Genomic DNA, 12,803 nt, shown 5'->3' with positions numbered 1-12,803 from the left:
GTCCGTTATGCGGGTGTGACCGGAACATTGCAGGGTTACGACTGAGAACGGGCATAGGCTCGATGTGAAGACGACTCCGAGGCCCACGGCGAGGCGAGGTGGGGACCAAGTGCTGGTGACCCAGGCCGAGCGGGACGGTTGGGTGGTGGTGACGGTCGCGGGCGAAATGGACCTGATCTCGTCCCCCGCGGTCCGCCAGAAGGTGCACGACGCGGTCGCCGAGGGGCGGCGCAGCGTGGTGCTCGACCTCGCCGACGTGCGCTTCTGCGACTCCAGCGGAGTGGGTGTGCTGATCGGCGCGCGGCGTCTGATGCGTTCGTGCGCCGGGCGGCTGCGGATCGTCCTTCCCGAGGAGGTACCCGTCGGCGGCGGGGTGACGGCGGGCTCGGCCGGGGCCGCCGTCGGTGGCGAGGCGCATGTCAACCGCGTTCTGGCCGCTCTCGGCGTTCGCCGGCTGTTCGAGGTCTATCCGGATCTCGACGCGGCCACGGACGACACCGCCCGGCCGCTGTCGGCCTGAGATCCACCTCGGGGCCGGGGCGCCGTCGACCTGGGGCCCGCCAGTGCGGCGGCGACGCGCGGTCCCCGACTCCTCGTTCCGCGGGCCTCTCTCCCGCGGCCGCGCCACCATGGCCTCATGGTCCACATCGATTTCGTACAAGGTGACATCACCGAGCAGCACGTTGACGCGGTCGTCAACGCCGCCAATTCCTCCTTGCTCGGGGGCGGGGGAGTGGACGGCGCCATCCACCGCAAGGGCGGCCCGGAGATCCTCGACGCGTGCCGGGCGCTGCGCGCCTCCCATTACGGCAAGGGATTGCCGACGGGGCAGGCGGTCGCGACCACTGCCGGGCGGCTGCCCGCGCGTTGGGTGATCCACACGGTCGGGCCGGTCTGGCGGCCCGACGAGGACCGCTCCGGGCTCCTCGCCTCCTGCTACCGCGAATCCCTGCGGGTGGCCGACGAACTCGGCGCCGCCACCGTCGCCTTCCCCGCCGTCTCCACCGGGGTCTACGGCTGGCCGATGGACGACGGCGCCCGTATCGCGGTGCGCACCGTACGGGAATCGGGGACCAGGGTGCGCGAGGTCCGGTTCGTATTGTTCAGTGATGCGGCTTATGAGGCTTTTACGGCCTACCGGTAAGGGGCACGGCGCCATGGATGGTCCGATTACAGAGCGTCCGCACCTTGTTGTGGCCGATGTGTGACTTGTTACACGGCGGAGTCGGGACCCTCCTCGGGTACCCTCCATCGGGTGCGTGTGTGTTCCCGGCCTCTTCGCAGCACCGTCCGGCCTGGCCGGACCGGTGTCGGAGCAGGGCGCGCGGACTCCCGCCGAATGCGCCGCACAGTATGCAGTACGCCCCCCGCGCCGCGCGGGAATATGCCCGAAGCGCTTGTTGGGGTGACTGCGGGTCAATCATGCTGTGTCAGGCCAAGGTCACGCTCGGTGGTCTTGGGCGGGTGTGAGGCGTTGTATCCGCCGGTTCGGATGGTGTGAGCAGTGCAGGTGCTTCAGGTGCAGCTGGAGGTGGGGGCGGACCCCGCGGAAGTGGGGCGGGCCCGCCGGTGGGCGCGGTCGCGGCTGGTGGGCTCCGGAATAGGAGCCGACGAGCCGGTGGCCGAGACCCTCATCCTGCTCATCTCGGAGCTGGTGACCAACGCGGTGGTGCACACCGGGTGCCCCGCCGTCCTGCGCATGCTGTTCCCCATGGCGCCCGCCGCCCCGGTGCGGGTCGAGGTGGCCGACGCCAGCGAGGCGCCGCCGGCCCCGCGCCACGCCTCCCGAGAGGAGACCGGCGGCCGCGGCCTGGAACTTGTCGACGGCCTCGCCGACCGCTGGGGCTGGCACCACGAAGGCGCCGGCAAGCAGATCTGGTGCGAGGTCGACCGGGCCGCGGCCGCGCTGGGGTGACCGCCGGCCGGCACCGGAAGGGCACGGTCGGCCGCCGGCCTGAACCGGAAGAGCACGGCTGACCGCGAACCGGAAGGGCACGCCTGAGGGGCACGGCTGACCGCGGACCGGAACGGAAGAGTGCGGCGGCGGCGTCGGGACCGGGGTCGAGGGTCCGGCCGCGGCCGTTGTCACGAGCGGGTCTCGGCCTGGAAGGTGCGGCGGTACACGGTCGGGGAGACGCCCAGCGCCGCCTGCAGGTGCTGGCGCATGGACGCTCCCGTGCCGAAACCCGCCTGGCGCGCGACCTGATCCACTCCGAGCTCGGTGGACTCCAGCAAATGGCGTGCGAGCTCCACCCGTTGCCGGGTGAGCCACTGGCCGGGGCTCAGCCCCACCTCCTCGCGGAACCGCCGGGTGAAGGTCCGTACGCTCATCGACTCGCGGTCGGCCATCTGCCGCAGGGTCAGCGGCTGGTCGAGACGGTCCAGCGCCCAGGCTCTGGCCCGTTCCGTACTGGCCAACTGCGGCTCCGGAAGCGGCCGGCGGATGTACTGGGCCTGGCCGCCGTCGCGGTGCGGGGGGACGACCGTACGGCGCGCGACCGCGTTGGCGACGGCCGTACCGAAGTCGCGGCGCACGATGTGCAGGCACAGGTCGAGCCCGGCGGCCACCCCGGCCGAGGTCAGGACGTCGCCGTCGTCGACGTACAGGACGTCGGGGTCGACCTTGACGCGGGGGAAGAGTCGCTGGAGGTCTTCCGCGCTCGACCAGTGGGTGGTCGCCGGGCGGCCGTCCAGCAGCCCGGCGGCGGCCAGCAGGAAGGACCCGGTGCAGATGGACACGACGCGCGCCCCCGGCCGGAAGGCGGCGAACGCCTCGGCCAGCGCGGGCGGCAGGACCCCCTCGGTAAAGACCGGGCTCGGCTCGTACGAGGCGGGGACGACCACGGTGTCGGCCTCCCTCAGGGCGGCTTGGCCGTGCTCCACCATGATCGTGAAGTCGGCGTCCGTTCTGACCGGCCCCGGCCGGAGACTGCAGGTGACGACCTCGTAGAGCCGCGAGCCGTCCTCGGGGTCCTGGGCGGCACCGAAGATCCGCAGGGGGATGCCGAGTTCGAAGGGGATCACACCGTCCAGGGCGAAGACGGCGACGTGATGGCGGTCGGGGTGCCGGAACACAGCGGTCGGCGGAGCCGCGGACGGAACGGTCGCGTGCTGCCCGGGGGCGGGCGGCGCGGGCGTGGACGTCGGTGGAGCGGTCGGCTCGGGCATCCGCAGAGCGGGCGCGGACCGCGGCGGGACGGACGGCAGGGGCTGCGCGGTAACGGCCATGGCCCGATCCTTTCACATCATGGCCTTCGGGCCACTCGATGGCGCTCGCACGGCTCCCCGACACTGACCGGGTGACGCAGACATCTCAAGCTCCCGCGCCCGGCGCCGAGGCAGTGCCCGCCGGTCCCCGGGCCCCCCGGCCCCTCGGCGTGCACCGTGCCTGGGCGGTCGCCGCCGTCACCTTCGTGACCATCGTCGGCGCCGCCGCCTTCGCCTCGCTGCCCGGACTCCTGATCGACCCGCTGCACACCGAGTTCGGCTGGTCCCGTGGCACGATCGGCCTCGCCGTCTCCGTCAACCTGGCTCTCTACGGCCTGACCTCGCCCTTCGCGGCCGCGATGATGGACCGTTTCGGCATTCGGCGCGTGGTGTGCTGCGCCCTGCTCACGATCGCGCTCGGCAGCGGCCTCACGGTCTTCATGACGCAGAGCTGGCAACTGGTGCTGTGCTGGGGCGTATTGGTCGGGCTCGGCAGCGGGTCCATGGCCCTGGCCTTCGCCGCGACGGTCACCAACCGCTGGTTCGTGGCCCGGCGCGGCCTGGTCACCGGAATCCTGACCGCGGGCGGAGCGGCGGGCCAACTGGTCTTCCTGCCGCTGCTGTCGTGGATCACCGAGCACCACGGGTGGCGGCCCGCCGCCACCACGGTGGCCCTCACGGCCGTCGCGGTCGTGCCACTGGCGTGGTTCCTGCTGCGCGACCACCCCGCCGACGTGGGACTTGCCGCCTACGGGGCCGCGGAGTTCACTCCGAAGCCGCCGCCGGTCACCGGGGCCGCCGCCCGGGCGCTGCGGACGCTGCGGGACGCCTCGCGCACCGGGACCTTCTGGCTGCTGGCGGCATCGTTCGCGATCTGCGGCGCCTCCACCAACGGGCTGGTGAAGACCCACTTCGTGCCCGCAGCGCACGACCACGGCATGCCGGTCACCACCGCCGCCTCCCTGCTCGCCGTCATCGGCCTGTTCGACATCGCGGGCACGGTGGCCTCGGGCTGGTTCACCGACCGCTTGTCACCCAGGCGTCTGCTGGCGATCTACTACGGCCTTCGCGGTCTGTCGCTCATGTTCCTCCCCATGCTGCTGGCGGACAGCATCCACCCCCCGATGGTTCTGTTCATCGTCTTCTACGGCCTGGACTGGGTGGCCACCGTGCCGCCGACCATCGCCCTGTGCCGTGAGCACTACGGCGAGAACGGCGCGATCGTCTTCGGCTGGGTCCTCGCCGCGCACCAGATCGGTGCGGCTCTGGTCGCCTACCTCGGCGGTGTGGCGCGTGACGCCCTCGGTTCCTACGACGTCGTCTGGTACTCCTCCGGTGCGCTGTGCGCGATCGCCGCGCTGATGTCCCTGGTCATCCGCCACCGCCCGGTCGCCGTCCCACCGGTGGCGGTTGCTGTGTGAACGCCCCGCTGTGCGGCGGATGTTCCGGCATCCGCCGCTTTCACCCGTCCGAGTGAACCGAGCGAGCTGTCCGGGACCGGTGGCGGGGCGGCCGGTCAGCGGGCGGCGCGCGCCACCGAACGGGCGATGCGCCGCGCGTCGATGGCCATCTCCCGGAACATCCCGCTGATCGGGTTGGTGAAACCGGTGAAGTACAGCCCGGGCGCGCCCAGCGGCGTACGGGCGCCGTGCACGACCGGCCGGCCGCGTTCGTCCAGGACACCGAGGTGTCCCACCAGAGGCTCCAGCCCGCGCCGGTAGCCGGTCGCGGCGATCACCGCCTCCGGCTCGATCTCGCCGCCGTCGGCCAGCCGCACCTTCCCGTCCGCGAAGCCCTCCACGCCGGCGACCGGTTCGACCCGCCCGGCCCGTACCGCCGCGATCAGGCCCACGTCCTGCACCGGGATCGCCCCTTCCCGTACCCGCGTGTACAGCCCCGTCCGCGGCCTGGGCAGGCCGAACTCGGTCAGGTCGGGCACCGCGAGCCGCTCCACGTACGACGCCGCCCGGTCCACCAGCCGGGTCGGCAGGCGGCGGCAGATGATGCCGCTGGCCTGCGCGGGCCAGCCCAAGGTGGAGCGGCGCAGGATGTGCGGCGCGGTGCGCACGGCGAGCCGCACCCGGGCCGCGCCGCCGTCGGCCAGGTCGACGGCGATCTCGGCGCCCGTGTTGCCGGCCCCGACGACCAGGACGTCACGCCCCTTGTACGGCGCCGGGTCACGGTACCGGGAGGCGTGCACAAGATCACCGCGGAAGGCGTCCCGCCCGGGCCAGTCGGGTACGTACGGTGTGTGGTTGTGGCCGGTCGCCACCACGACCACGGGGGAGGTCAGCACCCGCCCGCCCGTCGCCGGCAGTTCCCACCCGGTGGTGTCCGACCTCTCCACCCGGTGGACCTCGATGCCGGTGGCGATGTCGAGGCCGTGGTACTCCGCGTACTGCTCCAGGTACCGCACCACGTCGTCGCGGCCTACCCAGCGGCCATAGGCGCGGGGGATGGGCAGCCCGGGGAGGGCGGAAAGCCTGCGGGTGGTGTGCAGGTGCAGCCGGTCGTAGTGGCCCCGCCAGGACGCTCCCAGCCGCTCCGCGCGTTCCACGACGAGCGGCCGCAGCCCCCGTCGCGCCAGCGCCGCCGCCGCGGCCAGACCTCCGGGACCGGCGCCTATGACGATGGCGTCGGGCGCGGCGGCGCCGGCGCCCGGACCGGCGGTTGTGGGGTCGGACATGTGGAACTCCCGGAACCGGTGAAGACCATATGAAGAAGGGATGGTGGTACCGGAAGTTAACCAGTCTTCGGGGCGCCGATCACCGGTGCCGGGAAGCGGGCCGCGCCCGCACCGCCGCCTGGTAGAGGGCGAGCACCGCGTCGTCGAAGAAGGGGCTGTACGAAATGCGGTCGTCGGGGCCGCCGCCGTCCAGGCCGCCGATGATGCCGATGACGGACCCGCTCCTCGTCCCGGCGTTGTAGTCGATCAGCCAGGGACTGCCGGAGGTGCCGGTGTAGAACCCCTCGCACACCATCTGGAGCTGACGCGTCCCCACCAGCCGTGCGGTGGTGGTGGTACAGGTGACGGCTTCGTCGGCCGGGTTGTCCGCGGTGTGCGGGTAGCCGATGACGGTGACGCGGTTCTGGTAGCCAGGGGTGCGGGCCAGCCGGTTCGCACCCGTGACGTCCTCGATCCGTCGGCCGTCCGACCTGGGGCGCACGCGGGCGAAGGCGAAGTCGTAGTCCGAGGCGGAGTCGTCGTCGGGGGTCCAGCGCGGATCGGTGAAGACCTGGCTGACCGCCCAGATCCCGTACGGCTGGCGGGCGGCGCCGCTGCGGTACCCGGGCACGAAGCCGATGTCCGTGCCCAGCTCGCAGTGCGCGGCGGTGAGGATCAGGTCGCGGCCGGGACTGTCGACGACGCTCGCCGAGCAGAAGTGCGCGGTCATGTCGCCGTCCACGGAGAAGAGCATGCCGACCGTGGGGATGCCGCCGAAGTGCGCGGCCGCGCTGTCCGTGGGCATCGCGCCCAGGGCGCCTGCCCGGGCCCGGGCAGGCGGGTTCGGCACCCTCCCGGAGGCGGGCATGGAGTCGGCCATCCGTTCCGGTGTCCAGAAGCGGGCCGCGGCCTCGCCGGTCCACTCGTCCGCGCTCCGGGCGTGCCCGGCCACCGGCAGCAGCATCGCGGCCAGTGTCAGCGCGGCCGTGCAGGCCAGCGGCAGCAGGAGTCGTCGGAGCACGCGGGGCCTTTCGATCAGTGTCGATCAGCGGGCTGGGCGTCGGTGGTCAGCGAGGTGTCGGTGCGGCTGGTCTCCTTCCGAAGGTGCTTGCGTGCGCGTGCTCCCGTGGAGCGGTGCACCCGTGGAGGGGCGCTCCCGTGGGGCGGGCCGCAGCCCGGGCGGCGGCCGACTCGGGGGCCGCGGAGCCCCGGGCACGCGAGGACCGCGGCTGCCGGTCATGCGGGACATCATGCTCCTCTCGGACGGGGGAGGGGGGTGCGCGTGCGCGGCGCGGCGCGGTCGAATCGGCGAATCGGACGCAATGGATGCGGTCGGGACGGCGGAGGGTCAGGCGCATGGCGGCCACCGGTGGTCAGCGGGTTGGTCGCGGTGGCGACCGCGACCGGTGAGCGCGGACCGCGGTGGTGGGGAACCGGCGACGAGACCGCCTTCGGGCCGCGAGCGCGACGACGGGGTGGCCCGTCGGCGGGGCGGGACCGCCGGGCCGGCGGCGACCGCCGCGACGACGCCGGGACGCGGACGGGGAGCGACGGGAGGGGACGCGGGCGGGCAGTGGCCGTCGGCGGGTACGGGAGGGGCAGTCCATGGCACCGGGGCCGGGGGCGCAGTAGGCATACGCGGCGGGCGGTCGGCGGACTTCGGGCGGCGGTCGGTCGCCCGGTCGGCGGGCGCCAGGCGGTGGGCCGAGCGGGATGGGCCGAGCGGCCCGGGGCGGAGAGACGGGCGGGGGCTGCGTCCTCCCCCGAGGCCGAGTCGCAGCCTGTGATCGGCGTGACGATTCAGCAGAACACGCGGCGCGCGGGCGCGGGCCGACGGGGAGGCGCGGTTACTTCGGGGGCTTCCGCCCAGTCACTCCCAGGTGGACCAGGAGCGCCAGGTTCGGCTTCAGGTCGGCCTGCTTGACGCCGGATCCGGTGAAACCTTTCTGGTGCGCGGCGACCGCGGCCAGCATGGCCACCAGTGAGCCGGCCACGGCCGGAGCGCTGATGTCCTTGTCGACCCTGCCCTTGCTCTGCAGGTCCTTGATCGACTCGGTGAGGGAGCCGGTGACGGCGTTGAGGATCCTGATGCGGATCTTGTTGAACCGCTTGTCGCCCTCCGCCGCGCCCAGGTCGACGACGCGCAGGATGGCGTCGTTCTTGCGCCAGAAGGAGAGGAAGCCGTCGACGAGTTCGTCCGCCGCCTGAGCGCCGGACTTCCCGGCCCAGGAGCGGCCCGCGACCAGGTCGGTCAGGCCGGCCCCCTCCTTGGCCATCTCCTCGGCGAGCTCCAGGACGGCGCCCTCGACGTCGGGGAAGTACTGGTAGAAGGTTGCGGGGGAGGTGCCCGCCATCCGTGCGACGTCGATCACTTTGACGTCGCGGTACGGCGACGTGCTGAGCATCTCGCCGAGGCAGTCCAGCAGCTTCTGCCGCGTCGCCTGCCCGCGGCGGCCCGCCACACGGCCGTCGACGGTGCGAACTTGTCCTGTCATGCCGTCAGTTTACCGGCGTGTGATCAGCGCGCGATTTGACAGGGTGCAAACGGGGAGGGGCCTCGCGCTCGGTGAATCCGCAGCTCAAGGGCGGTTTTTCCGCTCACGGGGCAACCTTGCCCGAGTGGTCGAATTGGCGTGAATGGGTGTTTTGTGGGGATATCGTCGCCACCTCGGCCCCCCTCTTCGCACCCGCCTCGAAAAAATTGACCATACGTTCGATTTTTGGCTCGCGTGACGGGGAAGATCACTGATTAACGTGGCGAACACCACAGCACGACGGGCCGACGGCCCGAGGAACGGGGAGAGGATCTGGCCATGTCCGCATTCAGCGAAGGTGCGCCCTGCTGGGCCGACGTGTTCCTGCCGGACCTGGAGGCGGGCAGGCGCTTCTACGGGGAGCTGTTCGGCTGGACCTTCCGGGACCAGGGCGAGGAGTTCGGGCACTACACGATGGCCGAGCGGGACGGGAAGGCCGTCGCGGCGCTGATGAGCAAGGCGGACGCGTCCATGCCCGCGGCCTGGAGCGTCTACATCGCCTCGGACGACGCGGCCAAGACCGCGGCCAGGATAAGGGAGGCCGGCGGCCAGGTGGCCTTCGGCCCGGACGCGATCGGGGACGCCGGGGTCATGCTCGGCGCGATCGACCCCGGCGGCTCCTTCTTCGGCGTCTGGCAGGGTGGCGGCCACCCCGGCTTCGGTGTCGTGAACGAGCCGGGAGCCTTCTGCTGGACCGAGAACCACACGCGGGACGCGGACGCCGTCGACACCTTCTATCCCGCGGTCTTCGGCTACGACGCCCGGCAGATCGGCGACGGCAGCACCTTCGACTACAAGGTGTGGACGCTGCCCGGAGATCCCGAGGCGCAGGCGGCCGGTCGTCTGCGGCGCGGCGACGAGGTTCCCGCGGGCGTCCCCTCCGCCTTCCGGATCTACTTCGTCGTCCCCGATTGCGACGATGCGGCTGCCACCGTCCGCCGGCTCGGCGGGCAGGTCGTCATGGACCCGGAGGACTCCCCGTACGGCCGGACGGCCGTCGTCGCCGACGACCAGGGCGCACACTTCGCGGTCGTGGACGTGCGGCGCAGGGGCGGCGGGATACCCGGCCGGTAGCCCCGGCCCGAGCGGTCGGCGGCCGGCTTTCCGGCGGCCCGTTCGGCGCGGCGCGCCACCGCCGGCCTCCCGGGGGCGGATGATAGCGAGTTCGCTCCCGGGGCGTGTCGCGGCGGCCCCGGGTTCGCAACCGGCGCCCATCCCAGGAAGAATCGGGCCCGTACCCTGGCGCGGGAGCCAGCGACGGGGCGGATGGTGCCGCGGAGCACGGGGAACAACCGCGACAGCGGGGCACGGGGAGGTGGCAGGGCAGTGGTGGAGCAGCTTACGCAGCACGACCCGAGGCGGATCGGCCCTTTCGAGGTGCTCGGACGGCTCGGCGCCGGCGGCATGGGGCTGGTCTATCTCGCCCGCTCGGCGTCCGGCCGCCGCGTGGCGATCAAGACCGTACGGGCGGAGCTGGCCGAGGACCAGCTCTTCCGGGTCCGCTTCACGCGCGAGGTGGAGGCCGCCCGAGCCGTCTCCGGCTTCTACACGGCCGCCGTCGTGGACGCCGACCCGCGCGCGGCCGTGCCCTGGCTCGCCACCGCCTATGTCCCGGCGCCGTCGCTGGAGGAGATCGTCAACGAGTCGGGGCCGCTGCCCGCGCAGGCCGTGCGGTGGCTCGCCGCGGGCATCGCGGAGGCCCTGCAGTCGATCCACGCCGCCGGACTGGTGCACCGGGACATGAAGCCGTCCAACGTCCTGGTGGTCGAGGACGGGCCGCGGGTCATCGACTTCGGCATCGCCTCGGGCGTCTCCAACACCCGGCTGACGATGACCAACGTGGCCGTGGGCACCCCCGCCTACATGTCTCCCGAGCAGGCCCGTGACTCCCGCAGCGTGCGCGGCGCGAGCGACATCTTCTCGCTCGGCTCGACGCTGGTGTTCGCGGCCACGGGGCACGCGCCGTTCCACGGGGCCAATCCGGTGGAGACGGTCTTCATGCTGCTGCGTGAGGGCCCGGACCTGTCCGGCCTGCCCGACGAGCTGCGGCCGCTGATCGAGTCGTGCATGCGGATGGAGGCCGAGCGCCGGCCCACCCCGGCGGATCTCCAGGCGCAGTTGGCCCCGCACCTGTTCTCCTCGGGCGGCGACGACACCGGCACCGCCTCCGCCTGGCTGCCGCCGGGCGCGGTGGCGCTGATAGAGCAGCGCCGCAGCGGCCGGTCCGCGGTGCCCGTGCGCCCCGGCAAGAGCGCCGGCGCGCACGCGGCGGGCCCGCGGGCTCCGATCGGCGCCCCGCCCCCGCCGCAGGAGCCGCCCCGTCCGCAGGAACCGCCCCGCGGCGGTGTCCCCGCGCACGCACGGGACGACACCGACCACCGGGAACCGGCCGGCGGCGCTCCCCGGAGCAGATCCGTCCTGACCGGCGCTCCCGTGCAGCTAGCCGGGTCCGCGCCCATCGGCCCGGGACTGCGGGTGGCCGACGCGGCCGAGCACAGAGCGGCAGCCGGCCCGGCGCCCGGCACGGAGTGGGTGCGCCCGCGCGCCGACGGCCACCCGGCCGGCGCGGGGGCGCACCGGGCGGGCGGCCCGGCGGCCGGACCCGCTCCCGTACGGCCGTCCGCGTCGCCGCCGGGCCCCGTACTCCAGGCGCAGGCACCCGTGCCGGCTCCGTCGCACGCGCAGCCCTCGACCGGTGCGCCGGGGGCGCGCGCGGGCGCGGGGGAGTGGCGGCCGTGGCGGTTCCGGATGTCCAACGACGTCTGGGGAACGCCGGTGGTGTCGGGCGGCTTGCTGTACGTGACGTCGTTCGAGGTGCACGCCCTCGATGTCGCCAGCGGGCGGCGGCAGTTCAAGACGCGGGACGTGGCCTGGACGATGGCGGTGGCAGGTGGCCGGATCCACGCCTCGGACGGCCCCGGCCTGTTCGCGCTCGACGCGGCCGACGGCGCCGAGCGCTGGCGGGCGGCCGCCGACGGCTGGGTGTACTCGGTGCGGGCCGACGCCGGCACCGTGGTCACCGGCACGCGCGGCGGCGGCGTGCAGGCGTGGGACGCGGCGACCGGAGCGTTGCGGTGGCAGCGTGCCGGCGGTCAGGCGGAGTACGAGTCGCCGGACGCCGGGCCGACCGTCGTGGGCCGCACGGTGTACTACCAGGGCGGCGGCAGGCTGCACGCCGTGGACGCTCTGAGCGGCGCCGAGTTGTGGGCGTATCCGGTGGGTGAGCCGGCGGCGGCGGGCGCCGTGCCGACGCGGCCGGTGGTGGCGGACGGCGTCGTCCACCTGACCGCGGGGACGCGAGTGCTCGCGCTGGACGAGCGCACCGGCGCGAAGCGGTGGCACTTCGACGCGCCCGTGGTGATGTTCGCGCCCCCCGCCCATGTGCCGGGACCGGCGTCGTCCGGCGGCGGCGTTTACGTGACCGACCACCTCGGCACGGTGTACGCGCTCGACCCCGTTGACGGGCGCGACCGGTGGCGGGTGGCCACCGAGCCCAGACAGTCGGTCGAGCCGGTGCTGGTCGCCGCGGGCGCGGTGCACCTCGGCGCGGGCAGCGCCCTTTACACGCTGGACGCGGTGAGCGGCACGCCTCGGTGGCGATTCGCGGCCCAGGGCGAGATCGTGGGGTCCCCCGCGGTCGCCGACGGCCGCGTGCACTTCGGCTCCAAGGACCGCTGCCTCTACACGGTCGACGCCCAAGGCGGGCAGCTCCGCTGGCGGCTGGAGACGGGCGGCGAGATCACCGGCTCCCCGGTGGTCGCCGAAAACGTCGTCTACGCCTGCTCCAAGGACCGTTGCGTGTACGCCCTGGACGCGGCGAAAGGTACGGGGGCGGCTCCGCGCCGGGCATGACCGCGGGCCCGCGGTCGGCGGCCCTGCCCGGGTCGTGACCGCATCCCCGCATCCCCCGCATCCCCTGTGTCCCGCGCATCTCCCGTCGGCGCCGCGCGCCCCGGGCCGCGCCCCGGGAGCCGAGCCTCGGGGAGCCGCGCCCCGGGAAACCGGCCCGGTGCCGCTTCCGGCCACCGGTTCCGCGCCCGGCGCGAGCTCCGGGCCGAGCGCCGCGAGCTCCCCGAAAGCTTCCGTGAGCCGTCCGCGCGCCCCCGTAAGCCCGCGGCACCGTGGGCCGCGCAGGCGCGAAAGCCCGTCATCGTCGGTGTTCGCCCGGCGGGTCGGCGGCGGGCCGGCGCCCGCAGGCGATGCCCCGGTAGCGCGCCTGCGCGGCTGACCGTAGCGCCCCTCGGCGCCGCCCGGCGCGGCCCGGCATGTGCCGCGAACGCGACTGACCGCGGCGCCCCCTCCGCGCCGCGGTCAGCCTCCTGCAGCCCCCGGATGCGCTCAGTCCCCCTGCCGCATCCGGCCCCCCGGGCTCCCCCCGATGCCCCCCGTGGTCCTTC

At 73.8% G+C, this 12,803-nt stretch carries 10 protein-coding genes; 6 read left to right on the top strand and 4 right to left on the bottom strand.

Annotated elements, in window-relative coordinates; genetic code table 11:
* Window positions 1-115: 115 nt before the first annotated feature.
* The 3 genes from K7G61_RS05155 to K7G61_RS05145 all read left to right on the top strand — a co-directional run bounded on the left by K7G61_RS05155 (window position 116) and on the right by K7G61_RS05145 (window position 1,915).
* Window positions 116-520, top strand: coding sequence for an STAS domain-containing protein (locus K7G61_RS05155; protein WP_225845573.1), 405 nt, complete (start codon window positions 116-118; stop codon window positions 518-520).
* Between the two features lie 117 nt (window positions 521-637).
* The gene (locus K7G61_RS05150; RefSeq protein WP_225845388.1) at window positions 638-1,144 is read left to right on the top strand and encodes an O-acetyl-ADP-ribose deacetylase; all 507 of its coding nucleotides are present in this window, start codon (window positions 638-640) and stop codon (window positions 1,142-1,144) included.
* Between the two features lie 360 nt (window positions 1,145-1,504).
* Window positions 1,505-1,915 (top strand): ATP-binding protein, encoded by a 411-nt coding sequence (locus K7G61_RS05145; protein WP_225845385.1) that lies wholly within the window; start codon window positions 1,505-1,507, stop codon window positions 1,913-1,915.
* Between the two features lie 170 nt (window positions 1,916-2,085).
* Here the strand turns inward: K7G61_RS05145 and K7G61_RS05140 are convergent, their stop codons facing one another.
* Window positions 2,086-3,228, bottom strand: coding sequence for a GlxA family transcriptional regulator (locus K7G61_RS05140; RefSeq protein WP_225845384.1), 1,143 nt, complete (start codon window positions 3,226-3,228; stop codon window positions 2,086-2,088).
* 71 nt (window positions 3,229-3,299) lie between these two features.
* Here K7G61_RS05140 and K7G61_RS05135 point away from each other — a divergent pair, with 71 nt between their 5' ends.
* Complete coding sequence (locus tag K7G61_RS05135; RefSeq protein WP_374204058.1) at window positions 3,300-4,628, top strand: MFS transporter; 1,329 nt, start codon at window positions 3,300-3,302, stop codon at window positions 4,626-4,628.
* A gap of 95 nt (window positions 4,629-4,723) precedes the next feature.
* On the opposite strand, the gene K7G61_RS05130 is transcribed toward K7G61_RS05135, so the two are convergent.
* The 3 genes from K7G61_RS05130 to K7G61_RS05120 form a co-directional block, all read right to left on the bottom strand.
* A complete protein-coding gene (locus K7G61_RS05130) occupies window positions 4,724-5,893 on the bottom strand; it encodes an NAD(P)/FAD-dependent oxidoreductase (protein ID WP_225845382.1) in 1,170 nt (389 codons plus the stop codon).
* A gap of 79 nt (window positions 5,894-5,972) precedes the next feature.
* The gene (locus tag K7G61_RS05125) at window positions 5,973-6,893 is read right to left on the bottom strand and encodes a trypsin-like serine protease (RefSeq protein ID WP_225845381.1); all 921 of its coding nucleotides are present in this window, start codon (window positions 6,891-6,893) and stop codon (window positions 5,973-5,975) included.
* A gap of 826 nt (window positions 6,894-7,719) precedes the next feature.
* Window positions 7,720-8,367: a TetR family transcriptional regulator gene (locus K7G61_RS05120; protein WP_225845380.1), complete on the bottom strand. Its 648-nt coding sequence runs from the start codon at window positions 8,365-8,367 to the stop codon at window positions 7,720-7,722.
* Between the two features lie 318 nt (window positions 8,368-8,685).
* On the opposite strand from K7G61_RS05120, the gene K7G61_RS05115 reads away from it, so the two are divergent.
* Both K7G61_RS05115 and K7G61_RS05110 read left to right on the top strand, forming a co-directional pair.
* Window positions 8,686-9,480, top strand: coding sequence for a VOC family protein (locus K7G61_RS05115; RefSeq protein WP_225845379.1), 795 nt, complete (start codon window positions 8,686-8,688; stop codon window positions 9,478-9,480).
* A 252-nt stretch (window positions 9,481-9,732) separates the two neighbouring features.
* Window positions 9,733-12,258, top strand: a complete 2,526-nt coding sequence (locus K7G61_RS05110; protein ID WP_225845378.1) for a PQQ-binding-like beta-propeller repeat protein — start codon at window positions 9,733-9,735, stop codon at window positions 12,256-12,258.
* Window positions 12,259-12,803: the final 545 nt, after the last annotated feature.

It is taken from the genome of Streptomyces sp. HPF1205 (assembly GCF_020400825.1).
Taxonomy (GTDB): domain Bacteria; phylum Actinomycetota; class Actinomycetes; order Streptomycetales; family Streptomycetaceae; genus Actinacidiphila.
The sequence above is the reverse complement of the archived record's forward strand: the minus strand, read 5'-3'. Positions and strand labels throughout refer to the sequence as shown.